Consider the following 23,384-nt stretch of genomic DNA (forward strand, 5'->3'; position numbering starts at 1 on the left):
CCCAGCCAACGAATCAGGAAGATTCCCATGGGCCAACCGAATACCCGTTTGACCACCGCCTTAGCTGCCAACCGCACGGTCGAGGAGTTCATCGAGCTGGCGCGGGAAATGCGCCACAAGCTCCGTGAAGAACAGGAGGTGAGCGACGCGCAAGGCACCTACAGCCCAGCCCTGGACGAATGGTTCCGGGAGCATGGCTTCTATCGGTTGCTGCAACCGAAAGGTTATGGCGGATTCGAACTCGGCCTGGCCGATTTCTACCGGATCATGATCGAGATATCCCGCGGCCACCCCGCCCTGGGCTGGAACCTGACGTTGGGCGCCGCCCATAGCCTGACCTTCGCCTCCCACTGGCCGAAGGAGGTACAGGATGAAGTGTTCGGCGCCGATGGCCATTTCGTCGCACCTCACCGGGCGTTTCCCGGCGGCACCTGCCACCGGGCACGGGGTGGCTACCGGCTCAGCGGCACCTTCAACTACTGCACCGGCGTGACCTATTCGACGCACGTCATCGTCACCGTGGTCGACGCGGATGCCGGCCCCGCTGCACCTCACCTCAACTGCCTGGTGCCGCGTTCCGACTACAGCATCCTCAAGGACTGGGGCGGCAGCGAAACCTTGGGGATGCGTGCCAGTGGCTCGAACAGCATCCGCCTGGACGATGTGTTCGTGCCTGAACGCATGGTGACTGCCTTCTCGGGGTTCTTCGCCGGCCAGGATGTCACCACGGGCACCCACGGCACACGCTTGCACGGCAACCCATTGTACCTCGGCTACCTGATGCTGCCGTACCACGCCAATCTGCTGGCACCGGTGATCGGCGCCGCCCGTGCCGCGCTGGACGAATACAAGGCCCTGATCAAGGCCACGCCACAACCGTTCGCACCGCAGCATAAACGCGCCGAAGACCCGAACTTCCAACGCGCCTACGGTCAGGCCATCGTCCTCACCGAGGCGGCCGAAGCCACCTTGCTGCAGGTCTGCGAGCAGCACCAGCGCCTGGCCCACCGTTGGCGCGAACGCGGGCAAGGCATTTCGGTCGTGGAAAACGTCAGGGCCTGGGGCACGCTGCAGCAGGCCGGCAGGCAGGCCTGCGAGGCGGTCGAGCTGCTGTTCCGAACGGCCGGCACTGCGCAGGCGCGCTGCGATTCCAGATTACTGCGCTACTTCAGCGACGTGTCGATGTACCGCGGCCACGTTGGCGCGCAGTGGGAAACCTTTGCAACCTATGTCGCCCGCGCCGAACTGGGAATGCCCCTGGAGTTTCTTCAGCTATGAACAGTGCACCCACTCAAGGAGCGTCGATGTCTCGAACCGGCAAGCAGTACCTGAACGCTGTAGACGATGGGCGCGAAGTCTTCATCAACGGCGAATGCATCACCCGCCACAGCCACCACCCGGCCTTCCGTGGAGCGGTCGAATCGGTGGCGCAACTCTACGATTATCAGGCCAGCAACCTGCAAGAGATGACCTTCGAGACCGATCGGGGGCTGCGGGTCAGCAAGGCCTGGGAGCTGCCGCAACGGGCCGAGCAGCTGGTCGGCCGCGCCCACGCGTCATTGGCCTGGGCACGCCAGAGCATGGGCTGGCTGGGCCGCAGCCCGGATCACGTGTCGGCGGCCCTGGCGGGCATGATGACCCACCTCGAGGTGTTCGAGGCTTACTCGCCAGACCGCGCAGCGGCACTGAAGGCCTATTTCGAATACGCCCGCGACCGTGACCTGTACCTGACCTACACCATCGTCAACCCGCAAGGCGACCGCTCTCGAAGCCCGGGTGAACATGAGCGCAACCTCTACCACACGCTGGGCGTGGTCAAGGAAACCGACGCCGGCATCATCGTCAAGGGCGCCAAGATGCTCGGCACCGCGGCGGTGCTGGCGGACGAATTGCTGGTGGGCGTGCAGAACCCATTGAAAGCGGGGGTCGATGACCGCTATGCACTGTCGTTCGCCATGCCGCTGAATGCCCCCGGCATCAGGATCCTCTCGCGCAACTCCTACGCGGAAGGCAAGAACAGCTTCGATCACCCGCTGAGCAGCCGCTTCGACGAGAACGACGCCTTGATCTACTTCGACGATGTGCTGGTGCCCTGGGAGCGGGTGTTCGTGTACCGCGACACCGCCATGTGCCGCCGCCAGTTCCACGGCACCGCCGCCGAAGTGCTGATGGACACCCAGAGCCTGGCGCGGCTCACGGCCAAGCTGCATTTCCTCACCGGCCTGGCCCAGCGCATGACGGAAATCACCGGGGTCAGCGACTTCCCGGCCGTGCGCGAAATACTCGGCGAACTGGCCTGCAACACCCTGATGATCGAGGGGCTGTTCAAGGCGTTGGTGCACTGCCCGGTGCAGCACGGCAAATATCAGGTTCCGGATAAAAAGCACCTGTACATGTGCCAGGCGGTCGCGCAAACCGTGTACCCGAAATTCATCGAGGCCATTCGCAAGCTGGCGGGTGGCGGCGTGATCATGCTGCCGTCGAGCATCCACGACCTGTCGCACCCGCAGGCCCGTGAGCTGATCGAGCAAACCCAGTATTCATCGATAGCCACGCCCGTGGAACGGGTGCAGTTGATGAAGCTGGCCTGGGACGCCATTGGTTCGGAGTTCGGCTCGCGCCACCTGCAATACGAGATGTTCTACTCCGGGCCGCATTTCGTGGCCCTTTCCCGGGTCCACAGCGAGTACGACTGGGAAGCCGCCAAGCGCCTTGCGGCGTCGGCCCTGGCGGATGCTTCCACCTACCAGTAAATCCTCATGACGCGGGCTGATCAGTCATCCCGCGTCAACACTTCGAGCAGTTCGATTTCGAAAATCAGGTCCGAATTCGGCGGGATCGCACCCACGCTACGCTCGCCGTAGCCCAACTGCGCTGGCACCTGCAGCTTGCGCTTGCCGCCCACGCGCATGCCCATCAGGCCTTGATCCCAGCCCTTGATCACGCGGCCGGTGCCGATCACGCACTGGAAGGGTTTGCCGCGTGACCAGGACGAATCGAACTCGCTGCCATCGGCCAGCCAGCCGGTGTACTGGGTGGTGATCAAGGCACCTTTGACGGCAGCCTTGCCGTCGCCCTCGACGAGGTCGGTGATCTGCAGTTCGCTGCTCATGGGCATGCTCCAACGGTAAAAATCAGGGGCGCCGTTTTCTCAGGAATGCACGGATTTGGCAAGCATGCTGGGCGACCAGATGTCTTACCAGGAATCTCAGCCGAGTTGCTCGAAGGCTTGTTCGCCTGTCAGCTCGGTGGTCTGGTTGGCGAAGCAGTACCAGGCCGGTTTTTGCTCGATGAAAATCTGCAGCTTGAATTCCCAGCCCTCGTCGCCGTCCAGCAGCCCCACGGGTATCGCGTAGGAATTCTTGTCTTTGAGCCGGTAGTAAAGGTGTGTGCCACAGCGGCCACAAAAGCCTCGCTGGGCCCACTCGGAGGAGTCGTAGACGCTGGCAGCACGCCCCTCGAAGCGTGGCGGCTGGCTGCAATCCACGACCAGCAATGGACCGCCTGTCCACTTGCGGCACATGCTGCAATGGCAGGCGCTGACGTGGTTGTTGTCGAGGGTAACGTGCAGGTGGGTCTCGCCGCAGAGGCAACTGCCGTGCTTTTCCTGGGCCATGGTAGGGCTCCTCGCATCGGGTGGGAGGACAAGTATAGATTGCCTGCGCGATACGGCTTGCCCCACCACCGTTTCGATCAGATGAACACGCTGCCGCGCAGATACAAGGCCGCCCGCCCGCTGATGATCACTCGGCCGTTGCCTGGCAGTTCACACAGCAACTGGCCCTTGCGCGCGCCGCCCTGCTCGCAACGCAGGGTGCTCATGCCCAACCGGTCCGCCCATACAGGTGCCAGCGATGTGTGCGCAGAGCCTGTGACCGGATCCTCGTTGACCCCCACCCGCGGGCCGAACCAGCGAGTAACGAAATCGTAGCCACGCCCTTGCGCAGTCACGGCAATGCCACGTACATCAAAGGTCGACAAGGCGACGAAATCGGGCTGCAGCGAGTCGAGCAGCGAGGCGTCATCGATCACCACCACATAGTCGTCGGACCGATACACGGTGTTTGCACGGCTCAAGCCCAGCGCCTTCAGCAACCCTGCAGGGACTTCAACTGCCACCGGCTGTTTTGCCGGGAAGTCCATGCTCAACAACCCATCGTGGCCTCGACTGACGCGCAGTTCGCCGCTGCGGGTGTTGAAGCGCAGCACCTGGGTTTGCTCACCCAGCTGTTCGAACAGCACATAGGCCGACCCCAGCGTGGCATGACCGCACAGGTCGACTTCGACCGTTGGTGTGAACCAGCGCAGGTCGAAACTTTCACCGTTACGTACGAAGTAAGCCGTTTCCGACAGATTGTTTTCTTCGGCGATACGTTGCAGCACGGCGTCCGGCAGCCAGCTGTCCAGCGCAATCACTGCAGCAGGATTGCCACCGAACGGCTCGGCGGAAAAGGCATCGACCTGGAAGATTTCGAGTTGCATGCAAACGCTCCTTGTAGCCCGGGCGGCGCCGGGTGGATTGAAAGTGTTACGCGTGAACAGGCGTGAGTACCGGCTCACCGGCAAAAAAGGCCTGCAGGTTGCGCAGCACCAGGGTCACGGTATCGCGCGCGGCTTCCGGCGACTGGCCAGCAACATGAGGGGTGAGCACAGTATTGGCGAGGGCCTTGAGGGCGTCGGGCACGTGCGGCTCGTCATCGAACACGTCGAGCGCGGCACCGGCGAGCTGGCCGTGCTGCAGGGCGGCAATCAGGGCCTGGGTGTCAACCACGCTGGCGCGGGCGATGTTCACCAGGTAGCCCTCGGCGCCCAGTGCGTCGAGCACTTGAGCATCGACCAGGTGTCGAGTATTCGCGCCACCGGGGGTTGCTACCACCAGAATGTCGACGGCATCGGCCAGGTGCTGCGGGCTGTCGTACCAGGTGTAAGGGACGTCCTGGCGCGGTGTGCGGCTGTGGTAGCTGATGTGCATGTCGAAGCCGAGGCTGGCACGTTTGGCGATGGCCAGGCCGACGGCGCCCAGGCCGAGAATGCCGAGGCGCTTGCCACTCACCGAAGGGCTGATCACCCGATTCCACTCGCCTCGACGGGTGCTGGCATCGGCGCTGGGGATATTGCGCAACAGCGCCAGCAGCATGGCCAGGGTGTGGTCGGCCACAGCGGCGGCATTGGCACCGGCGCCGTTGGTGACGGTGATGCCACGGGCCGCGGCGGCGGTCAGGTCGACCTGTTCGTAACCGGCGCCGATGACGCAGATGATCTGCAACTTGGGCAATGCTTCGATTTCGTCCGCGGTCAGGCCCAAGGGGCCACGCGTGAGTACGGCATCGATTTCAGCAGCATGGCGCACAATGGCGTCGGCACGGAGTTGCGGGGACGGGGCACGGATCAGACGGTAGCCGGCCTGTTCGAGCAGGGGCAGGTAATCGTCGACGGTTTCTACCAGTACCAGGACTGTTTTGCTCATGCCGCTCCTCCTTGGAGATCAAAGGGCATTATGCGCAATCTGCGGGTGCATGCCGATGGGTTTTTGGCGCTCTTGAGATCGAGCGCCGCCCGCGCGGCGCATCGCGGATGAATCCGCTCCTACATTTTTTGCCGTGGGAGCGGATTTATCCGCGATGCGCCGCGCGGGCGGCGCTCGATCTCAAAGGCGTCACGTGATCTGTGCAAGCACCAACCGTCAAACCTACTGCGCGAACGCCCGCCCCAGCCCGCCCGGCACACCACTGCTATCGGTCTCCTGCCATGGGCCATCCGGGCTCAGCGACCAGCTCCAGCCGTTATTCTCATAGCGGTAATAGGTGCGCTGCCGGTAGAAGGTGTTGGGCTTTTTCTCAAGCACATAAACACCCAGTTTGGGGTCCCAATGGCTGGCACCGCCCGGTGGCGGCGCAAAGCTCGCGGACGTCCGTGGCATCGGTTTTGGAATGGCCGCTGGCTTGCTCGGCTGCGTGGAGGGCTGGCCGCCGGGCAAGGGCTTGACCACCGGCCCCTTCTGCGGCGGCACCGTCTCGATGGGCGGTGCCGGCTGTTCGTACGGCTCACGCACGGTACACGCGGACAAACCCAGGGCCAGGGTGATCAAGGTCAGGCGGACGGCGTTTCGCATGGCAGGGTTCTCTTACTGGTCTGGGCTGTCGATGGTCAGGTGCTGGGTGCCCTGGGTGCTGGTGGCCAACGGTGCGCCCTGGCCGATCCACTCGCCCCGGGTGGGCTGGCCGGCGCGCGATACACGTGCAACCAGTTGGACTTCGGCGAAGTCGGACAGTTTCATCTGCGGCATCATCGCATCGGCGTCAGACAGCTCGACCTCCAGCGGCAGCTGCGCCACGGTCACCCGCTTGGCTGCCAGCGGCATCGGTGGGCCATTGCTGGCGCGAGCGAAGATGAACACCGTGTCGTCAGGTTTGACCTTGTCCTTCAGCGCCGCCGCCAGCTCCACGCGTACTTTCAGGCGCGCGGCAACCGAGGCCGCAGGTTTGCCCAGGCGCTCGGCCGCTCGGTCGATGCCGCCTTGCAGCGCCGCACGCGAAGCGTCGCCCTCAGGGAGTTGCGCCAGCAGGCGCTTCCAATAGTCGATGGCCTCCTGGTAGCGCTCGCCTTCAAATGCAGCGATGCCGCGCAGGCCAAGGCTGGTGACCTCGTTCGGATCAGCCTTGAGCGCCTCGTCGGTCAGCGCCTGCACCTGCGCGCTCCATTGTTTGTTAGCGGCGAAATACAAGGCCTGGGCCAACTGGCCCAGCAGTTCAGGCTGGCGCCCGGCCAACGCCAGGGCCCGCTCGTAAGCCTTGGCCGCATCCGCCGGGCGCTGCTCGGCCATGTAGGCACGGCCGAGGAAGTAAAGGCCTTCGGCGGAGTCCGGCTGGGCCTCGACGGCGCGCTCCAGGCGCGTGGTCATCTCTTCCATCGACTTGGGCGCGGCGGCGAACTCCTGGGTCAGTTCGACCTTGTCGGCGGCACCAAAATGCAGGTAAAGCCCCAGCGCCATCACCGGCACCAGCACGGCGGCCAGCAATGGCAGCACCTTGCCCAAGTGGCCTTGGCGCGGTGCCTCGGCGCCTTCCGTGTCGGCCAACAGTTCACGGGCAGCTTCGTCGCGGCCTGTGGCCAGTTGCGTTGCGTCCAGCACACCGGCGGCCTGCTGGGCCGCCAGCTCGGCAACGCGTTCCTGGTACAGGGCAACGTTCAGTGCGGTTCGGTCTTCTTCCTGCTGACGGCCACGGCCGCGCAGGATCGGGATCAGCAAAAAGCCGAGGGCGGCGAGCAGCAACAGGCCCGCGCTAAGCCAGAATTCAGTCATGGTTGCGTTCTTTTTCCAGCAGTTTGGCGAGACGCTCGCGTTCTTCGACGGACAGCTCATGCGAGCCTTGGGCAACCGGGGTGCGGCGCCTGCGGACGATCACCGCCAGGGCCACGAAGCCACCAACCAGTAGCAGACCCGGGCCGAACCAGAGCAGCCAGGTTCGCCCGCTGAGCGCTGGCTTGTAGCGCACGAAATCACCGTAGCGGTCGACCATGAAGTCGACGATCTGCTGGTTGCTCTTGCCTTCGCCGAGCATGCGGAAGATCTCGCGGCGCAGGTCGGCGGCGATCGGTGCGTTGGAATCGGCGATGTCCTGGTTCTGGCACTTGGGGCAGCGCAGTTCCTTGGTCAGTTGCTGATAACGCTCACGCTCGGCGTCGTCGCGGAACTGGTAGGTATCGATGGCCGCCTTGGCCACGCCAACCAGGCTCAAACCGAGCACGGCGGCGGCAAGCCAGCGCTTCATCGCTTGGCCTCGTCGACCAGGCCCTGGTACAGCGGCGCCAGCTGCTCACGCCACACCGAGGCATCGACGATGCCGACGTGCTTGTAGCGGATGATGCCTTTGGCGTCGATCAGGAAGGTTTCCGGCGCGCCGTACACGCCCAGGTCCAGGCCCAGGCTACCCTGCTCGTCGCGGATATCCAGCTGGTACGGGTTGTGGAAATCGGCCAGCCACTTAACCGCTGCGGCATTGTCGTCCTTGTAATTGATGCCGTAGATCACCACGCCCTGCTGGGCCAGCTGGTTGAGGTACGGGTGCTCGACCTTGCACGACGGGCACCAGGTGGCCCAGACGTTGACCAGCGCCGGGCGCCCCTGCAGGTCGGCCTGGGTCAGGGTGCGGTCACCCTGGGTCGAGGCCAGGGAAAACGCCGGGAATGGCTTGCCGATCATTGCCGAAGGCAGCTCGTCTGGCTTGAGGAACAGCCCTTTGTAGAGGAAAACCGCCATCAGCAGAAACACCGCCAACGGCACCACCATGATCCAACGCTTCATGCAGCTGCTCCAGACACGCCCAGGACATCACGCACCCGGGTCTTGACCTTGACGCGGTAGCGTCGGTCGAAGGCCGCCAGCAAACCGCCCAGGCCGGTCAGCAGACCGCCCAGCCAGATCCAGCGAACGTAAGGCTTGATATGCACGCGCACGGCCCAGGCGCCGTTATCCAGCGGCTCGCCGAGGGCGACGTAGAGGTCGCGGGTGAAGCCGGCATCGATGCCGGCCTCGGTCATCATCGACTGTTGCACCGTGTACAGGCGCTTCTCCGGATGCAGCGTGGTCACTTCACGGCCGTCGCGGCTGACCACGATGGTGCCTTTGTCGGAAATGAAGTTCGGGCCTTCGAAGTGCTTGGCGCCCTGGAACAGGAATTGGTAACCGCCCAGTTCCACGCTTTCGCCCGGGGCCAGGCGCAGGTCACGCTCGGCGCTGTTGTTGCTCGACAGCACCACGCCCAACGCACACACCGCCAGGCCCAGGTGCGCCAGCTGCATGCCCCAGTAGCTGCGGGTGAGGCCGCGCACGCCTTTGGCCAGGCCTTTGTGGCGGGTCTTGTCAAATATGTCGCGCAGGCCACTGAGCACCACCCAGGCGGCCAGGGCGAAGGCGGTGAGCGTTGGCCAGTCGAAATCGTCGACGATGAAACCAGCTACCGGCGCCAGCACCGCGCTGCCGATCAGCACCGGGGTCAGCATGCTGGCCAGCCATTTGCCGGGTGTGTCCTTCCAACGCACGACCACGCCGACACCGAGGACGATCATCAGCAGCGCCATCAGCGGCAGGAACAGCGCGTCGAAGTACGGCGGGCCGACCGACAGCTTGGCTCCGGTCAGGGCATCGAGCACCAGCGGGTAGAGCGTGCCGAGCAGGATCATCGACGCCGCTACCACCAGCACCAGGTTGTTGGCCAGCAGCAACGTCTCGCGCGACCACAGGGCAAAGCCGACCTGGCTCTTGACCACCGGAGCGCGCAGGGCGAACAGGGTCAGCGAACCACCCACCACGAACAGCAGGAAGATCAGGATGAACACGCCGCGCGACGGGTCGGCGGCAAAGGCATGCACCGAGGTCAGCACGCCGGAACGCACCAGGAAGGTCCCCAGCAGGCTCAGCGAGAAGGCGGCGATGGCCAGCAGCACGGTCCAGCTTTTGAACACCCCGCGTTTTTCCGTCACTGCCAGCGAGTGGATCAGCGCGGTGCCCACCAGCCAGGGCATGAACGAGGCGTTTTCCACCGGGTCCCAGAACCACCAGCCGCCCCAGCCCAATTCGTAGTAGGCCCACCAGGAGCCCAGGGTGATACCCACGCCGAGAAACGCCCAGGCGACGATGGTCCAGGGTCGCGACCAGCGTGCCCAGGCGGCATCCAGGCGCCCACCCAATAACGCGGCGATGGCGAAGGCGAAGGCCACCGAGAAGCCCACGTAGCCCATGTACAGCATCGGCGGGTGGACGATCAGGCCGAAGTCCTGCAGCAGTGGGTTGAGGTCGCGGCCATCGGTCGGCACTTGCGGCAACAGGCGCTGGAACGGGTTTGAGGTAATGATTAGGAAGCTCAGGAAGCCCACGCTGATCATGCCCATCACCGCCAGCACACGCGCCAGCATCACCTGCGGCAACTGGCGCGAGAATACCGACACGGCAAAGGTCCAACCGCCGAGGATCAGCGCCCACAACAGCAACGAGCCTTCATGCGCGCCCCACACGGCGCTGAACTTGTAGTACCAGGGCAAGGCGCTGTTGGAGTTGCTGGCCACATAGGCGACCGAGAAGTTGTCGGTCATGAAGGCGTGGGTGAGGCAGGCGAAGGCGAAGGCCAGGAAGGCAAACTGCCCCCAGGCCGCCGGGCGCGCCAGGCTCATCCACAGGCTGTCGCCGCGCCAGGCGCCGAGCAGCGGTACCGTGGCCTGCACGACGGCAAAGCAGATCGCCAGGATCATCGCCAGCTGGCCGAGTTCGGGGATCACCAATGCGGCGTTCATGGCTTGGCCTCCGCCTGGCCGCTCTCTTTCAGGGCCTTGGTGACCTCTGGCGGCATGTATTTCTCATCGTGCTTGGCCAGCACCTCATCGGCCACCACCACGCCCTCGGCATTGAGCTTGCCCAGGGCGACGATGCCCTGCCCTTCGCGGAACAGGTCGGGCAGGATGCCACGGTAGGTGATCGGCACCGATTTGTTGAAATCGGTGACCACGAAGCGCACGTCGAGCGAATCGCCCGAGCGCTGCAGCGAGCCCTTCTCGACCATGCCGCCAGCGCGAATGCGGGTGTCCAGCGGCGCCTCGCCATTGGCGATCTGCGTCGGGGTGTAGAACAGGTTGATGTTCTGTTGCAGGGCGCTCAAGGCAAAGCCGACGGCCACCGCGACCCCGGCCAGCAGGCCGAGGATCAGGAACAGGCGTTTCTTGCGCTGCGGATTCACAGGTTGTTCTCCCGGCGCAAACGGCGCGCCTCTTCTTGCAGGTAGCGACGGCGGGCCAGCAGAGGCGCTGCGACATTCACCGCCAGCACCGCCAGGCAGATGCCATAGGCCGACCAGACGTACAGGCCATGGTGGCCCATGGCGAGGAAATCGCCGAATGAAGAAAAGCTCATCACGCGGCCCTCCGACCCAGGCTGTTCATCACTTCTTCTTTGACCCAACTGGCACGCGCTTCGCGTTTGAGCACTTCAAGGCGCATGCGCAGCAGCAGCACGGCGCCAAAGAAGCAATAGAAGCCCAGCGCCGTGCACAGCAGCGGCAGCCACATTTCGGCGGGCATCGCCGGCTTTTCGGTGAGGGTGAAGGTGGCGCCCTGATGCAGGGTGTTCCACCACTCCACCGAGTACTTGATGATCGGGATGTTGATTACCCCGACGATTGCCAGTACCGCACAGGCCTTGGCCGCGCTGTCGCGGTTACTGATCGCCTGGCCCAGGGCGATGATGCCGAAGTACAGGAACAGCAAAATCAGCATCGAGGTCAGGCGTGCGTCCCACACCCACCAGCTGCCCCAGGTCGGCTTGCCCCAGATGGCACCGGTGACCAGCGCCACGGCGGTCATCCAGGCGCCGATGGGCGCTGCGCATTGCAAAGCGACATCGGCCAGCTTCATCTTCCACACCAGCCCCACCACCCCGGCCACCGCCAGCAGCACATAGCAGGACTGCGCCAGCATCGCCGCCGGCACGTGAATATAGATGATGCGGAAGCTGTTGCCCTGCTGGTAATCCTCGGGGGCGAAAGCCAGGCCCCAGACCACGCCGGTGACCAGCAGCAGGATGGCGGAAACGGCCAGCCACGGCAGCATGCGGCCGCTGATGGCATAGAACCATTTCGGGGAGCCCAGTTTGTGGAACCACGTCCAACTTATTTTCATCAGGGTACATCCAGGGTATTAGCCGGGCTTGAGAGCCCAGGACTCGTTATTCGCCGACGCTGATCTTCAGGCCGGCCGCTATCGCAAAGGGTGCCAGGGTGACCGCCAGGGCCGTGAGGCTGGCCAGCCAGAACAGATGGCCGGTGGCCGGCATATTCTGCAATGCCGCCTGCAACGCACCACTGCCCAGGATCAATACAGGGATATACAACGGCAGAATCAGCAACGCCAGCAGCAAGCCGCCACGCTTGAGGCCAACGGTCAGCGCCGCGCCGACCGCACCCAGCAGGCTCAGCACCGGGGTGCCCAGCAGCAGCGAGCCGAGCAGCACCGGCAGGCAATGGCTTGGCAGCCCGAGCATCAGCGCCAGCAGTGGCGCCAACAATACCAGCGCCAGCCCGGAAAAGATCCAGTGCGCCAACACCTTGGCCAGCACCAGCAGGGCCAGCGGGTGCGGCGACAGCACCCACTGCTCCAGCGAGCCGTCCTCGAAATCGCTGCGAAACAGGCCGTCGAGCGACAGCAGCACGGCCAGCAAGGCAGCGACCCAGACAAGCCCGGGCGACAAGGTTTGCAACAATTGGCTTTCCGGGCCAACCGCCAGCGGGAACAATGCAACGACGATGGCGAAGAACACCAACGGGTTGGCCAACTCCGCCGGGCGGCGGAACAACAGGCGCGCTTCGCGGCGCAGCAACAGGATGAATACGCTCATGCCGCCCATTGCCCCAGGTTCAGTTCACGGTAGCCGGAGGGCTTGCATTCGAGGCTGTGATGCGTCGTCAGCACCACCGTGCCGCCTTGCTCGCAGTGGGCTGCCAAGTGCGCTTCGAGCTGGGCCACGCCCTGTTTGTCGAGGGCGGTGAAGGGTTCATCGAGGATCCACAGCGGCGGGCTGTGCAGATACAACCGAGCGAGCGCCACCCGACGTTGCTGGCCAGCGGACAGGGTATGACAGGGAACGTCTTCGAAACCGCGCAGGCCGACGGCCGCCAGTGCCGCCCAGATCGCCTCGCCAGTCGCGGGCTGGTGCAGGGCGCACAGCCAGGTCAGGTTCTCTTCGGCGGTGAGCAGGTCCTTGATGCCAGCGGCGTGGCCAATCCACAGCAGGATGCTGGCCAGGGCGTGGCGCTGTTCGCCCAGTGGCTGGCCGCCCAGCAGAATCTGCCCGGCAGTCGGCTGCATCAAACCGGCAAGCAAACGCAGCAGGCTGGTCTTGCCGCTGCCGTTGGGCCCGCTGATCTGCAGCATGTCGCCTGGCCGCAGCTCGAAATCGAGGTGCTCGAACAGCAGGCGCCAGTCGCGCTCGCAGGCCAGGCCCACGGCTTGGAGGTGAAGGGTCACGGTTTCGCCTTATCTATATGCTTCTCAAGTCGTCCCCCACGCTGCCGTTATACTGGCACTGGCGAACGGCGGGCATTATTACATGCGCTGCCACGCTGCCAAGAGGGCGGGCCTCACAGGTTGTATACAATCATGACTGAAATCAATAGTCTCAGTGCACAAACCGCTGTCAATGCGCAGGCGATCAAGGCCCAGCTGACCGGCGAACTGCTCAACCTGACCCAGGCGCAGCCAGGCCTGCTCAAGCCAGGCGAAACCGCGCAGGCCAACGTACTGGCCCTGCGTCAGACCGGCAGTACCTTTCAATTGCTGCTGCAGGTGCTGCAAGCCAATGGCAACCAGGCCCAGGTCCAGGCCACGGCCAACCAGCCGATCCCCCAGGGCAGCCAGATCACCGTCAGCCAGCCAGAAAGCAACCGCCTGGCGGTTCTGCTGCAACAGGCCCACGCCAGCAATGTCGCCACCCTCACCCAGCTCGACACCAGCAAGGTTGCGCTCGGTACCCTGCTGCAGGGCAAGGTCCTGACCAGCCTGGCACTGCCCACGAACCCCGGCGAGGCGGCCAGTTTCCGTTCGCTGGTCAGCCTGTTGAACACGGCCCAGGCCGGCGCCACGCTGACCCTCGACAGCCCGCGCCCGCTGCCCATCGGCAGTCTGCTCAGCGCCGTGGTGCAGGGCGACCAGTCGCTGCGCTTCGTGCCGCTCAGCGGTCGTCAGGAGCAGTTGAACGTCGCCCAGCAACTGCTCACCCAGCAAGGCCGCCAGGCTTCCCTGCCCGGTTTGCTCAGCGCCCTGCAGCAGATCGCCAGCAACCCCACCAGCGCTGGCGAATTACGCAGCACCGCCAACAGTCTGCTGGCCGGCCTCACGGATGCACGCCAGCTCAGTGACGGCAAAGCGCTCGCCCAGGCCTTCAACAACAGCGGCGCCTTCCTTGAGGCAAAGCTGCTCAATGGCCTGAGCGCCAGCGTCGCCACCGATCTCAAGGCACACCTGCTGCAGCTGATGACCCAGGCCTCGGTGAACGCCCCCGCCAGCCCGCTCACCCTGGCCCAGGTAATGCCGGCCATGGCCCGCGGTGCGCTGGGCATGCTGGAGCGGGTCAGCCCAAAGCCCGCACCGGGCGCCTTCCCATTGCCCTCACGGCTGTTGCAGGCCATGGAAAACGAAGGTGATCTGCAACAACTGCTGCGCCTGGCCGCCGCCGCCATCTCGCGCTTGCAGAGCCACGCCCTGAGCAGCCTGCAACAGACCGGCACGCTGGAAAACGGCAACCAGCAGACCACCTGGCAGACGGAAATCCCGGTGCGCCACGGCCAGGAATTCATCCCCCTGCAGGTCAAGCTGCAGCGTGAGGAAACGCCGCAGCAACAGGCTGACCGCCGGCGCGAGCCGCAGGATCCGCTGCAGGCACTGTGGCGCATCGAGCTGGCCTTCGACCTGGCGCCGCTTGGGCCTTTGCACGTTCAGGCGCAATTGGCCCAGGGCCGCCTGTCTGGCCAGCTGTGGGCCGAACGTGAGCAGACTGCGCGACTGATCGACGGCCAACTCGGCCAACTGCGCGAACGCCTGCTGGCCCGCGGCCTGGATGTCGGCGACCTGGAATGCCACCCTGGCATCCCACCACAAGGCCCACGCACACGGGTGGAACAACGCTGGGTAGACGAGACCGCATGATGGACAAGCCCATTCGCCAGGCCATTGCCCTGAGTTACGACGGCCAGCAGGCCCCCACGCTCACCGCCAAAGGTGACGACGAACTGGCCGAAGCCATTCTGGCCCTGGCGCGTGAGCATGAAGTGCCAATTTATGAAAACGCCGAGCTGGTCAGCCTGCTGGCACGCCTGGAGCTGGGTGATCAGATACCCGAAGCGCTGTACCTGACCATCGCCGAAATCATTGCCTTCGCCTGGCAGCTTCAAGGCAAGGCACCGCCAGGCTTCAGCGATCCAGCAGCGCCAAGCCGGGACATCACCCCCCAGTGCGCCTTGCTGACCTACGAGGCGGACCCCACCCGCCCGAGCTGACACACCCGGCAGGTGTTAATTAGTTAACGCAGCCTTCGACCACGCCGCTCGCACAGTGCTCACCTTCGAACAACGCAGGTGACATCATGAGCATCCCTTACCTCCAGAACAGCGGAACAGACTTCGTTCGCGCTCACCTTACCCATTTTCCTCGCCCAGACCAGGCGGCAAGCCAAGCGATCGAACGCTGGAGCGCCAAGCAAGGGGTGAAGCTGGATATCGCCAATACCGATGTGGTGACCTTGCACTACCAGACTGACGGCCAAGCTGGCTGGAACGCCGTGGTGGCGCAGCGCATGAGCCTGACCGAAGCATTGCTCGGCAATTGGCAAGGCGAGTCGGACAACAACCTTGTCGGCGCACTGCTGCACGAGCCTTGGGCCGGTCACCTGCCCGGCACGCTGCACATTGTCGACAAGCTCCAGGTACCAGACGCGCTGACCAACAGCACCGGCTACGAAGTGTTCAATGGCCTGTTTCGGCGCGAATCCGAGCAACGCTACAACAGCGAAACACACATTCCGATAGCGGCCGAAACCTTTCAGACCTTCATCTGGAACCTGGATTTTCATACCACCTACCAGAGCATGCTCGACAGCTACTGGCAGGACCATGCGCATGATCACAGTGTCAGCGAGCGTATCAACTTCATCGCCGCTTGCAACAAACAGGTCGCCGAAGGCAGCCTGAGCCACAATGCCGCTTTGCTGGCATGGCGCGTTGCTGGCCTGATTGCCAGCCCCACCATCGTGCAGGCACGGCCATTGAACGTGTACGGCTACACGGCGACCGACCTGATCTGCTTCAAGGACAAAGCCAGCGGCCTGACGCTTCTGTATGCCCCCGGCAACTCCTCACCTTTGCAAGAGTTCAGCACGGAACGGCACCTGAAGGGGTGGTTCGCCGAACAATGCAAGGACCCGCAAAAGCGCCTGGCCCTCGAGGCTCACTTCCCCATCGACGAGCGCGCCGATGGCCTGAGCTACAGCGGCCTGCACACGGCGCTCGATGGCCTGGCCGCCTACCCAGAGCGCAATCAGCTGTCGTCCAACCGCCCGGGATTCACTACCGAAGGCGTGTGGGCGCCAGACACCTATGTCAACTACAAGGTCAAAACGTACAGCCTCCCCATCACTGGCGACCTGTTTGAGGCACTGGCCGAGCGCCAGCGCTTGCGCAGTTACCGTGACGCCGATGCGCTGATCACCACCGCTGGCCAGGTGGAAAAGGTGCGGTGGCTCGGCTATCTGCGCACCGCCTGCAACCTGCTCGCACCGTTGGCGCTGGTGGTGCCGGAACTGGCTATCGTGTTTGCCGTCGGTGGTGTGGCCCAGTTTGGCCTGGGGCTCGATCAGGCAATCAACGGCAAGAGCGCAGAGCAGAAAGCTTCAGGGGTCGGCGATGCGGTCTACGGCTTGCTCAACGCAGCGCCGCTGGCACATGCCCTGGCCAGCGAGCGGTCGCTGCTATTCCGCTACCACAGCGACCGCTTCGTTGCCCCTCGCGAACTCAATGGTCGCATGGGTTACCCATTGAGCCCCATGGACCCACCGCACTTCGCAGAGCCGCAAGGGGTGGTGTTTTTCCGCCGTGACGACAACGTCATCGAAGCCGTGGCAGGTGGCGATCCCGCCACCGCGGCTGCCATTCAACGAATACCCAGGTATGACGGCGAGCCCGATGTGATGAAAGCCTCGATAGGAGGCTATTTCAGCGATGTGGTTTATGACATAGAAGCAGACGCATTTCTGACTGCAGCAGACCAGAACGAGGTTTTACCTACTTACTACCGGGCGACCCTCGATTCGCAGAACCTGCGGCCAGTCACTGGCCCTCGGACGGTCAGCGACCAGACCCGCATGGCTACACTGCGCGCCCTCGGTATCGACCTGCACCTGCCTGTCGACCTGCAAAATGTGCCTGCACAAGCCCCAGCTGAGTTGCCCATGCACATCTCGGGTATCTGGGTCGGCGACAAGGTCATGGAAACCGACCTGCTGACCAACATCGGCCGCAACGCCCAGTTGCTCGAGGGCACACCCTGGACGTACCGCCTCTACCTCAGCAACGCCAGCACGGAGGCTTACGAGAGAAACCTGCAGTTGCTGACCGAGCACGCACCCGGCTTGCACGTCCTGCCGCTGGAATCGCAGCCTTGGTTCGAGCTCTTCAGCCAGACCCCCAACCATGCACAGTACCAGGCCGCAATCGAAGGCAATGGTGGATTGGCGCGCAACTACGCCTCCGCGTCGGACCTGTTGCGCTATCACCTGCTTTATCATGAAGGCGGGATTTACATGGACCTCGATGACAGCTTCCTCGCCCCAGGCGAGTTGCCCCAGGGCGAAGCCATGGGGTTCGCCGGCCGACCGCTGGCCGACTTGCGCCTGACATGCTCCGAGCAAGGGTTGCTGCTGCCCTACCCGTTGTCCAACGAGAAGCTTGGAATGAATGGCTTGTTCAACAACAGCCTCATCGCCAGCCAAGCCGGCAATCCGACACTGCTGGCCATCGGCGCCGAGATGAACGAGCGCTGGCTGGCAGACCCGACCTTCTACATGCACAAGCCGGACCCGCTGGTGGATCCCGAGGCGTTCACCCAGTACGCCCGGCGCTTGAGTTACCTCACCGGGCCGCGCCTGCTCAGTGACATGGTCGATCGCCAGCTCCCTGCCTTGGCCCAGCTGCGCCAACTGTGGAACCTGCATGGCATCACGACGATCAACAAGCATTACATCGCCTCGCCCGAGGCGATCCTGACCGCGTTCGATCAAGGCTTCCCGCTCAGCCGCCTGGCTCGGATCGGTGGGGCTCAGTCGTGGTTGCACACCTGAGATCTAGACACCCAGGGGAGCACCTGCTCGGGTGACTCCCCTTCAATCCGCCCGGTGCAGCTTGCTCATCAACTCCGCCTCGGCCTGGGTCAGGCCGCAGGTTTCGGTCAGCTCCGAGACGCTGGCGCCCATGCCCACCAGCCTGGCCGCCTGGCTGAAGGTGACGCTGCTCGGGTCGCGCTGCTCCAGGCGCTCCAGGCGGTCTGGCACGCTGGCCACCGCCGCACGCAGCTCGTGAATGGCTTCACCCATGCGCACGGTGCCGTTCTGGTAGTCATCCAGGCGCTTGGCCAGGTCCTTGATGCGCTGGTCGCGCAGCGCATCGCCCACGGCCTGCTGCGCGGCCAATTCGCGCTGGCGCTTGCTGTAGTTGAGGAAAAACCACAGGCTCACTGCCCACAGCAGCGCCAGGAAGATGACAGCAACCTCGAAGATCAACTCAGATGTTCTCCAGCTCGGACCACTCTTCCTCGGTCATCATTTTGTCCAGTTCGACCAGGATCAGCAGCTCGCCGTTCTTGTTGCACACGCCCTGGATGAACTTGGCCGACTCTTCGTTACCCACGTTCGGCGCGGTTTCGATTTCCGATTGGCGCAGGTAAACCACCTCGGCCACGCTGTCGACCAGGATGCCAACCACTTGCTTGTCGGCCTCGATGATAACGATACGGGTGTTATCGGTGACGTCCGACGGCATCAGGCCGAAGCGCTGGCGGGTGTCGATCACCGTCACCACATTGCCGCGCAGGTTGATGATGCCCAGCACGTAGCTCGGCGCGCCCGGCACCGGGGCGATCTCGGTGTAGCGCAGCACTTCCTGCACCTGCATCACGTTGATGCCGTAGGACTCGTTGTCCAGACGGAAGGTTACCCATTGCAGGATTGGATCTTCGGAACCCTGTGCAGACGACTTTTTCATTCCCCTAGCCCTCAAAATCCGCCATTGGCGGTGTGTTCGCAGTTATTTGTGGTTGGCGTGCAGCTGCTTGACCGCGCCGCTGGCGATCAGCTCGGCCAGTTCGGCGACGTCGAGCAGTGCACACATGTGTTCGATGACCGTGCCGGCCAGCCACGGGCGCTGGCCACGCTGGCTGCGCCATTTGATCTCGGCCGGGTCCAGGCGCAGCGAGCGGCTGACCTGATGCACGGCCAGGCCCCATTCGTAGCCCTGCACGGAAATCACGTAGTTCAGGCCCTGGCGGAAGTCGTCCCGGTAACGGTCGGGCATCACCCAGCGCGCAGTGTCCAGCACCTTCAGGTTGCCCGCCTGGCAGGTCAGGATGCCGAGGAACCAGTCCGGCTGGCCGAACAGCGGCGTCAGCTCCTGGCCTTGCAGGCTGTAGATCGAGCCGAGGCACACCAGCGGCACCGCCAGGGTAAGGCCGGCGACGTCGAACAGCAGGCATTCGAACGGCTCGGCCGCCCACAGCGGACGGCCATCGACCGTGGCTGGCGGGGCGGGCACGTTCGGCGCGGGCAGGTGTACTTCGACCAGTGGCGCGACCGGTTCGGGCGCCTGGACTTCGGTCAGCACCGGAATGCTGGCTTCCGCCACCACTTCGGTCTCGACCACCGCAACCACCGGTTCTTCGACCGGCAGTACAGTGGGCAGCACTTTCAATTGCGGTTCAGCGAAAGGCCTTGGCGTTGGCGTACTGACGGGCGTCTCGGTGCGCTGGCGGGCATCACGGGCCTGCTCTTCACGCACAGCGTCGGCGAACTCGTCGCGGGCCGCCGGTGCCGGCAAGTCGAGGAGATCGTCGGCCTCGGTGGCCTCCTGCAGCAGGCCGTCGAGGTAGGACTGCAGGGCCAATTGCGGCCGGCTGCCGGTCTTGATCGTCATGACGCCACCTGCACGGCTGTCTTGTAGGTGAGCAGGTGCTTGAGCAGGGCGCGGTAAGCGATCACCCCACGGCTCTTGCCGTCGAACTGCGATGGCGTGACGCCACTGCGGCTGGCATCGCGCAGGCGCGTATCGACCGGGATATAGCCCTGCCACACTTGATGTTCATAGGTATCGCGCAGCACCTTGAGCGTGCCCAGCGAGGCCTGGGTACGGCGGTCGAACAGGGTCGGCACGATCTGGTAGGGCAAGGCCTGCTTGCGCGAGCGGTTGACCATGGTCAGGGTACCGATCATGCGCTCCAGGCCTTTGACCGCGAGGAACTCGGTCTGTACCGGCACCACCAGCTGCTGGCTGGCGGCCAGGGCATTGACCATCAGCACGCCGAGCAACGGCGGGCTGTCGATCAGGGCGAAGTCGAAGTCCTGCCACAGCTGCGCCAGACTCTTGGCGATCACCAGGCCCAGGCCACTCTGCCCGGGCGACTGGCGCTCCAGCACCGCCAATGCGGTACTGGACGGCAGCAGCGAGATACGCTCGTGGCTGGTCGGCAGCAACAGTTGTCCCGGCAAGCCTTCCGGCACCTGGCCCTTGTGCAGGAACAGGTCGTAGCAGCTGTGCTCCAGGGCATCGGGGTTGTGCCCGAAATAACTGGTCATCGAGCCATGCGGGTCGAGGTCGACGACGACCACGCGCTTGCCCGCCTCGGCCAGCAGGCCGGCCAGGGCGATAGTGGTGGTGGTCTTGCCGACCCCGCCTTTTTGATTGGCTACTGCCCAGACTCTCATAGACAACTCTGACTCATGATTTTCGCGCCCCACCCCTGTGGGAGCGGGCTTGTCCCGCGAACACGGGCGTAGCCCGTGCCATCCAATCGCGTCGCTTCGTTCGCGGGACAAGCCCGCTCCCACAGTGACAGAGAATTGACTTAGTTACTGCCGCCTGCTGCCGGTGCACTTTGTGTGCCAGCCCGACGCAGCGCGGCGTCCGGGCTGGCATTGGCAGTGCCGGAACCCGTGAGGCTGCGGCGCACTTCGAGGTTGCGGGAAATCACCAGCACCACCCGGCGGTTGCGCGCGCGCCCTTCGGCGGTGTCGTTGCTGGCCAGCGGCTGATACTCACCGTAACCGACCGACGCCATGCGCGCCGGGTTGACCCCTTCCATCGCCAGCAGGCGGACGATGCTCGCCGCCCGCGCCGAAGACAGCTCCCAGTTGGTCGGGTACTGCGCGGTACGAATCGGCAGGTTGTCGGTGAAGCCTTCGACGTGCACCGGGTTGGCGAACGGTTTGAGGATGTTGGCCACCTTTTCGATGATGTCGAACGCCTTGTCGCTGGGCATCGCATCGCCACTGCCGAACAGCAACGAAGAGTTGAGCTCGATCTCCACCCACAACTCGTTGCCGCGCACGGTCATCTGGTCGGACTTGATCAGGTCGCCGAAAGCATCGCGCACGTCATCGCTGATGGCTTTCAGCGGGTCGACGCTGCTCTGCGCCAGGCCCGCGTCAGTCTGTTCGCTGTCCTTGATCAACGGCTCGGCTGGCTTGACGCTCAGCGGCTGCTCATCGCCGATGGGGATCGGCTTCATGCTCCGCTCAGGGTCGTTGAACACTCCCAGCAGCGCCTGGGAGATGACCTTGTACTTGCCCTCGTTGATCGAGGAAATCGAATACATGACCACGAAAAAGGCGAACAGCAAGGTGATGAAGTCGGCGTACGACACCAGCCAGCGCTCGTGATTCTCATGTTCCTCGGTATGGCGACGGCGACGCATGGGTTACTCCATGAAGCCTTGCAGCTTCAGTTCGATCGAGCGCGGGTTTTCACCCTCGGCAATCGACAACAGGCCCTCGAGGAGCATCTCGCGGTAGCGCGACTGGCGCATGACGATGGCCTTGAGCTTGTTGGCGACCGGCAGCAGGATCAGGTTGGCGCTGGCAACGCCGTAGATGGTGGCGACGAAGGCCACGGCGATGCCGGTGCCCAGCTGCGACGGGTCGGCCAGGTTGCCCATCACGTGGATCAGGCCCATCACCGCACCGATGATGCCGATGGTCGGCGCATAGCCGCCCATGCTTTCGAACACTTTGGCGGCCTGGATATCGCGGCTTTCCTGGGTCAGGAAGTCGACTTCGAGGATGCTGCGGATGGCCTCGGGCTCGGCGCCGTCCACCAGCAGTTGCAGGCCTTTGCGCGCATACGGGTCGGGCTCGCCATCGGCCACGCCTTCCAGGCCCAGCAGGCCTTCCTTGCGCGCGGTCAGGCTCCAGTTCACCACCCGGTCGATGCCACCGGCCAGGTCGACCCGTGGCGGGAAGATGATCCAGCGGACAATCTGCATGGCGCGCTTGAACGACGACAGCGGCGATTGCAGCAACGCCGCCGCCAGGGTGCCGCCGAGCACGATCAATGCCGCCGGGCCGTTGATCAGCGCACCGACGTGGCCGCCTTCGAGGAAGTTGCCGCCGATGATGGCGACGAAGGCCAGGATCAGGCCAATCAGGCTAAGGACATCCATCAGACGCAGGCCTCGACCAGGTGCTTGCCGATCTCATCCAGGCTGTACACCGCATCGGCCAGGTTGGCCTTGACGATGGCCATGGGCATGCCATAGATCACGCAGCTGGCTTCGTCCTGGGCCCACACGGTACTGCCGCCCTGCTTGAGCAGGCGCGCGCCTTCACGGCCGTCAGCGCCCATGCCGGTGAGCACCACCGAGAGCACCTTGTCGCCGTAGGATTTCGCCGCCGAACCGAAGGTGATGTCCACGCACGGTTTGTAGTTGAGGCGCTCGTCACCGGGCAGGATTTTCACCGTGCCACGGCCATCGATCATCATCTGCTTGCCACCGGGGGCCAACAGCGCCAGGCCGGGGCGCAGCAGGTCGCCATCTTCGGCTTCCTTGACGGTGATCTTGCACAGCTTGTCGAGGCGCTCGGCAAAGGCCTTGGTGAACGCCGCCGGCATGTGCTGGATCAGCACGATCGGCGCCGGAAAACCTGCTGGCAGCTGGGTCAGCACGCGTTGCAGCGCTACCGGGCCACCGGTGGACGTACCAATGGCCACCAGCTTGTAAGGCTTGCGCTTGGGCGCTGGCGAATGTGCAGTCGCCGCTGGCGCAGTGCGGGCAGGCGCCGCCGTGCGCGCCGGGGCGTGGCTGGCAAGGCTGCTGACCGGAGCCGGAGCGCTGCTGGCAGGTGCCGGCGCGGCGACCGGCGCCGGGCTTGCGTAGCCACCAAAACGGCGGTTGCTGCGCGAAATGGTATGGACCTTTTCGCACAGCATCTGCTTGACCTTCTCCGGGTTGCGCGAGATGTCTTCGAAGTTCTTCGGCAGGTAATCCACCGCGCCGGCGTCCAAGGCATCGAGGGTCACCCGGGCGCCTTCGTGGGTCAGCGAAGAGAACATCAGCACCGGCGTCGGGCAGCGCTGCATGATGTGCCGCACAGCGGTGATGCCATCCATCATGGGCATTTCGTAGTCCATGGTGATGACATCGGGCTTGAGCGCCACTGCCTGGTCGATCGCTTCCCGGCCGTTGGTCGCGGTACCCACGACCTGGATCGTCGGGTCGGCCGAGAGGATTTCCGAGACGCGGCGGCGGAAGAAACCGGAATCATCCACCACCAGGACCTTGACTGCCATAAACACTCCATTAGGCGGCGC

General features: G+C 64.2%; 26 protein-coding genes. 5 read left to right on the top strand and 21 right to left on the bottom strand.

The features are described from left to right. Positions 1-27: 27 nt before the first annotated feature. Both ACIPZF_RS02870 and ACIPZF_RS02875 read left to right on the top strand, forming a co-directional pair. Positions 28-1,278, top strand: coding sequence for a hypothetical protein (locus ACIPZF_RS02870; protein WP_400795049.1), 1,251 nt, complete (start codon positions 28-30; stop codon positions 1,276-1,278). Positions 1,279-1,304: 26 nt separating this feature from the next. Continuing rightward, positions 1,305-2,753 (top strand): 4-hydroxyphenylacetate 3-hydroxylase family protein, encoded by a 1,449-nt coding sequence (locus tag ACIPZF_RS02875; RefSeq protein ID WP_400795051.1) that lies wholly within the window; start codon positions 1,305-1,307, stop codon positions 2,751-2,753. Between the two features lie 20 nt (positions 2,754-2,773). Here the strand turns inward: ACIPZF_RS02875 and ACIPZF_RS02880 are convergent, their stop codons facing one another. The 14 genes from ACIPZF_RS02880 to ccmA all read right to left on the bottom strand — a co-directional run bounded on the left by ACIPZF_RS02880 (position 2,774) and on the right by ccmA (position 13,011). Further along, positions 2,774-3,112, bottom strand: a complete 339-nt coding sequence (locus ACIPZF_RS02880; protein ID WP_400795053.1) for an FKBP-type peptidyl-prolyl cis-trans isomerase — start codon at positions 3,110-3,112, stop codon at positions 2,774-2,776. Positions 3,113-3,208: 96 nt separating this feature from the next. After that, positions 3,209-3,616 carry a GFA family protein gene (locus ACIPZF_RS02885; RefSeq protein ID WP_400795055.1) on the bottom strand — a complete coding sequence of 136 codons (408 nt, stop codon included), beginning with the start codon at positions 3,614-3,616 and terminating at the stop codon, positions 3,209-3,211. A 77-nt stretch (positions 3,617-3,693) separates the two neighbouring features. Further along, positions 3,694-4,482: a PhzF family phenazine biosynthesis protein gene (locus tag ACIPZF_RS02890; protein WP_400795057.1), complete on the bottom strand. Its 789-nt coding sequence runs from the start codon at positions 4,480-4,482 to the stop codon at positions 3,694-3,696. 46 nt (positions 4,483-4,528) lie between these two features. Next, positions 4,529-5,467, bottom strand: a complete 939-nt coding sequence (locus ACIPZF_RS02895) for a 2-hydroxyacid dehydrogenase (protein WP_400795059.1) — start codon at positions 5,465-5,467, stop codon at positions 4,529-4,531. A gap of 222 nt (positions 5,468-5,689) precedes the next feature. After that, positions 5,690-6,112, bottom strand: a complete 423-nt coding sequence (locus ACIPZF_RS02900) for a hypothetical protein (RefSeq protein ID WP_400795061.1) — start codon at positions 6,110-6,112, stop codon at positions 5,690-5,692. 12 nt (positions 6,113-6,124) lie between these two features. After that, positions 6,125-7,303, bottom strand: a complete 1,179-nt coding sequence (ccmI, locus tag ACIPZF_RS02905; protein ID WP_400795063.1) for a c-type cytochrome biogenesis protein CcmI — start codon at positions 7,301-7,303, stop codon at positions 6,125-6,127. Further along, positions 7,296-7,772 carry a cytochrome c-type biogenesis protein gene (locus ACIPZF_RS02910; RefSeq protein ID WP_400795065.1) on the bottom strand — a complete coding sequence of 159 codons (477 nt, stop codon included), beginning with the start codon at positions 7,770-7,772 and terminating at the stop codon, positions 7,296-7,298. The genes ccmI and ACIPZF_RS02910 overlap by 8 nt, the downstream gene beginning before the upstream one ends. Beyond that, positions 7,769-8,305, bottom strand: a complete 537-nt coding sequence (locus ACIPZF_RS02915) for a DsbE family thiol:disulfide interchange protein (RefSeq protein WP_400795067.1) — start codon at positions 8,303-8,305, stop codon at positions 7,769-7,771. The genes ACIPZF_RS02910 and ACIPZF_RS02915 overlap by 4 nt, the downstream gene beginning before the upstream one ends. Continuing rightward, positions 8,302-10,275 carry a heme lyase CcmF/NrfE family subunit gene (locus tag ACIPZF_RS02920; protein ID WP_400796074.1) on the bottom strand — a complete coding sequence of 658 codons (1,974 nt, stop codon included), beginning with the start codon at positions 10,273-10,275 and terminating at the stop codon, positions 8,302-8,304. The genes ACIPZF_RS02915 and ACIPZF_RS02920 overlap by 4 nt, the downstream gene beginning before the upstream one ends. Before the next feature lie 11 nt (positions 10,276-10,286). After that, a complete protein-coding gene (gene ccmE, locus ACIPZF_RS02925) occupies positions 10,287-10,730 on the bottom strand; it encodes a cytochrome c maturation protein CcmE (protein WP_400795069.1) in 444 nt (147 codons plus the stop codon). Next, a complete protein-coding gene (gene ccmD, locus ACIPZF_RS02930) occupies positions 10,727-10,903 on the bottom strand; it encodes a heme exporter protein CcmD (protein ID WP_400795071.1) in 177 nt (58 codons plus the stop codon). The genes ccmE and ccmD overlap by 4 nt, the downstream gene beginning before the upstream one ends. Further along, entirely contained in the window at positions 10,903-11,667 is a 765-nt protein-coding gene (locus tag ACIPZF_RS02935) for a heme ABC transporter permease (protein WP_400795073.1), read from the bottom strand. The genes ccmD and ACIPZF_RS02935 overlap by 1 nt, the downstream gene beginning before the upstream one ends. 46 nt (positions 11,668-11,713) lie before the next feature. Continuing rightward, positions 11,714-12,391 carry a heme exporter protein CcmB gene (gene ccmB, locus ACIPZF_RS02940; protein WP_400795075.1) on the bottom strand — a complete coding sequence of 226 codons (678 nt, stop codon included), beginning with the start codon at positions 12,389-12,391 and terminating at the stop codon, positions 11,714-11,716. After that, positions 12,379-13,011, bottom strand: a complete 633-nt coding sequence (gene ccmA / locus ACIPZF_RS02945; protein ID WP_400795077.1) for a cytochrome c biogenesis heme-transporting ATPase CcmA — start codon at positions 13,009-13,011, stop codon at positions 12,379-12,381. Before ccmA ends, ccmB begins: the two co-directional genes overlap by 13 nt. A 132-nt stretch (positions 13,012-13,143) precedes the next feature. On the opposite strand from ccmA, the gene ACIPZF_RS02950 reads away from it, so the two are divergent. From ACIPZF_RS02950 to ACIPZF_RS02960, 3 genes are all read left to right on the top strand, one after another. Beyond that, positions 13,144-14,688: a flagellar hook-length control protein FliK gene (locus ACIPZF_RS02950; protein ID WP_400795079.1), complete on the top strand. Its 1,545-nt coding sequence runs from the start codon at positions 13,144-13,146 to the stop codon at positions 14,686-14,688. Next, on the top strand, positions 14,685-15,038 hold the full coding sequence (locus tag ACIPZF_RS02955; protein ID WP_400795081.1) for an EscU/YscU/HrcU family type III secretion system export apparatus switch protein: 354 nt from the start codon (positions 14,685-14,687) through the stop codon (positions 15,036-15,038). The genes ACIPZF_RS02950 and ACIPZF_RS02955 overlap by 4 nt, the downstream gene beginning before the upstream one ends. Before the next feature lie 86 nt (positions 15,039-15,124). Continuing rightward, positions 15,125-17,872: a dermonecrotic toxin domain-containing protein gene (locus ACIPZF_RS02960; RefSeq protein WP_400795082.1), complete on the top strand. Its 2,748-nt coding sequence runs from the start codon at positions 15,125-15,127 to the stop codon at positions 17,870-17,872. Between the two features lie 42 nt (positions 17,873-17,914). Here the strand turns inward: ACIPZF_RS02960 and ACIPZF_RS02965 are convergent, their stop codons facing one another. The 7 genes from ACIPZF_RS02965 to ACIPZF_RS02995 all read right to left on the bottom strand — a co-directional run bounded on the left by ACIPZF_RS02965 (position 17,915) and on the right by ACIPZF_RS02995 (position 23,363). Then, complete coding sequence (locus ACIPZF_RS02965) at positions 17,915-18,310, bottom strand: DUF2802 domain-containing protein (RefSeq protein ID WP_400795083.1); 396 nt, start codon at positions 18,308-18,310, stop codon at positions 17,915-17,917. Position 18,311: 1 nt separating this feature from the next. Further along, complete coding sequence (locus ACIPZF_RS02970; RefSeq protein ID WP_016393802.1) at positions 18,312-18,791, bottom strand: chemotaxis protein CheW; 480 nt, start codon at positions 18,789-18,791, stop codon at positions 18,312-18,314. Positions 18,792-18,833: 42 nt separating this feature from the next. Further along, positions 18,834-19,715 carry a CheW domain-containing protein gene (locus ACIPZF_RS02975; RefSeq protein WP_400795084.1) on the bottom strand — a complete coding sequence of 294 codons (882 nt, stop codon included), beginning with the start codon at positions 19,713-19,715 and terminating at the stop codon, positions 18,834-18,836. Next, the gene (locus ACIPZF_RS02980; RefSeq protein WP_400795085.1) at positions 19,712-20,503 is read right to left on the bottom strand and encodes a ParA family protein; all 792 of its coding nucleotides are present in this window, start codon (positions 20,501-20,503) and stop codon (positions 19,712-19,714) included. Before ACIPZF_RS02980 ends, ACIPZF_RS02975 begins: the two co-directional genes overlap by 4 nt. A gap of 140 nt (positions 20,504-20,643) precedes the next feature. After that, a complete protein-coding gene (gene motD / locus ACIPZF_RS02985; protein WP_400795087.1) occupies positions 20,644-21,492 on the bottom strand; it encodes a flagellar motor protein MotD in 849 nt (282 codons plus the stop codon). Positions 21,493-21,495: 3 nt separating this feature from the next. Beyond that, positions 21,496-22,236 carry a flagellar motor protein gene (locus ACIPZF_RS02990; protein WP_400795089.1) on the bottom strand — a complete coding sequence of 247 codons (741 nt, stop codon included), beginning with the start codon at positions 22,234-22,236 and terminating at the stop codon, positions 21,496-21,498. Further along, positions 22,236-23,363, bottom strand: a complete 1,128-nt coding sequence (locus tag ACIPZF_RS02995; protein WP_400795091.1) for a chemotaxis response regulator protein-glutamate methylesterase — start codon at positions 23,361-23,363, stop codon at positions 22,236-22,238. Before ACIPZF_RS02995 ends, ACIPZF_RS02990 begins: the two co-directional genes overlap by 1 nt. Between the last annotated feature and the right edge of the window lie 21 nt (positions 23,364-23,384).

The organism is Pseudomonas sp. NPDC089752 (genome assembly GCF_044748725.1).
GTDB lineage: Bacteria > Pseudomonadota > Gammaproteobacteria > Pseudomonadales > Pseudomonadaceae > Aquipseudomonas.

Excerpts from the sequence above, each read along its gene's own strand:
- ACIPZF_RS02870 (WP_400795049.1), top strand. The coding sequence starts at position 28 with ATGGGCCAACCGAATACCCGTTTGACCACCGCCTTAGCTGCCAACCGC.
- ACIPZF_RS02880 (WP_400795053.1), bottom strand. The coding sequence starts at position 3,112 with ATGAGCAGCGAACTGCAGATCACCGACCTCGTCGAGGGCGACGGCAAG.
- ACIPZF_RS02885 (WP_400795055.1), bottom strand. The coding sequence starts at position 3,616 with ATGGCCCAGGAAAAGCACGGCAGTTGCCTCTGCGGCGAGACCCACCTG.
- motD (WP_400795087.1), bottom strand. The coding sequence starts at position 21,492 with ATGCGTCGCCGTCGCCATACCGAGGAACATGAGAATCACGAGCGCTGG.
- ccmI (WP_400795063.1), bottom strand. The coding sequence starts at position 7,303 with ATGACTGAATTCTGGCTTAGCGCGGGCCTGTTGCTGCTCGCCGCCCTC.
- ACIPZF_RS02975 (WP_400795084.1), bottom strand. The coding sequence starts at position 19,715 with ATGACGATCAAGACCGGCAGCCGGCCGCAATTGGCCCTGCAGTCCTAC.
- ACIPZF_RS02990 (WP_400795089.1), bottom strand. The coding sequence starts at position 22,236 with ATGGATGTCCTTAGCCTGATTGGCCTGATCCTGGCCTTCGTCGCCATC.
- ACIPZF_RS02910 (WP_400795065.1), bottom strand. The coding sequence starts at position 7,772 with ATGAAGCGCTGGCTTGCCGCCGCCGTGCTCGGTTTGAGCCTGGTTGGC.
- ACIPZF_RS02875 (WP_400795051.1), top strand. The coding sequence starts at position 1,305 with ATGTCTCGAACCGGCAAGCAGTACCTGAACGCTGTAGACGATGGGCGC.
- ACIPZF_RS02915 (WP_400795067.1), bottom strand. The coding sequence starts at position 8,305 with ATGAAGCGTTGGATCATGGTGGTGCCGTTGGCGGTGTTTCTGCTGATG.
- ACIPZF_RS02995 (WP_400795091.1), bottom strand. The coding sequence starts at position 23,363 with ATGGCAGTCAAGGTCCTGGTGGTGGATGATTCCGGTTTCTTCCGCCGC.
- ACIPZF_RS02895 (WP_400795059.1), bottom strand. The coding sequence starts at position 5,467 with ATGAGCAAAACAGTCCTGGTACTGGTAGAAACCGTCGACGATTACCTG.
- ACIPZF_RS02970 (WP_016393802.1), bottom strand. The coding sequence starts at position 18,791 with ATGAAAAAGTCGTCTGCACAGGGTTCCGAAGATCCAATCCTGCAATGG.
- ACIPZF_RS02960 (WP_400795082.1), top strand. The coding sequence starts at position 15,125 with ATGAGCATCCCTTACCTCCAGAACAGCGGAACAGACTTCGTTCGCGCT.
- ACIPZF_RS02900 (WP_400795061.1), bottom strand. The coding sequence starts at position 6,112 with ATGCGAAACGCCGTCCGCCTGACCTTGATCACCCTGGCCCTGGGTTTG.
- ccmD (WP_400795071.1), bottom strand. The coding sequence starts at position 10,903 with ATGAGCTTTTCTTCATTCGGCGATTTCCTCGCCATGGGCCACCATGGC.
- ACIPZF_RS02980 (WP_400795085.1), bottom strand. The coding sequence starts at position 20,503 with ATGAGAGTCTGGGCAGTAGCCAATCAAAAAGGCGGGGTCGGCAAGACC.
- ACIPZF_RS02935 (WP_400795073.1), bottom strand. The coding sequence starts at position 11,667 with ATGAAAATAAGTTGGACGTGGTTCCACAAACTGGGCTCCCCGAAATGG.
- ccmB (WP_400795075.1), bottom strand. The coding sequence starts at position 12,391 with ATGGGCGGCATGAGCGTATTCATCCTGTTGCTGCGCCGCGAAGCGCGC.
- ACIPZF_RS02890 (WP_400795057.1), bottom strand. The coding sequence starts at position 4,482 with ATGCAACTCGAAATCTTCCAGGTCGATGCCTTTTCCGCCGAGCCGTTC.
- ACIPZF_RS02950 (WP_400795079.1), top strand. The coding sequence starts at position 13,144 with ATGACTGAAATCAATAGTCTCAGTGCACAAACCGCTGTCAATGCGCAG.
- ACIPZF_RS02955 (WP_400795081.1), top strand. The coding sequence starts at position 14,685 with ATGATGGACAAGCCCATTCGCCAGGCCATTGCCCTGAGTTACGACGGC.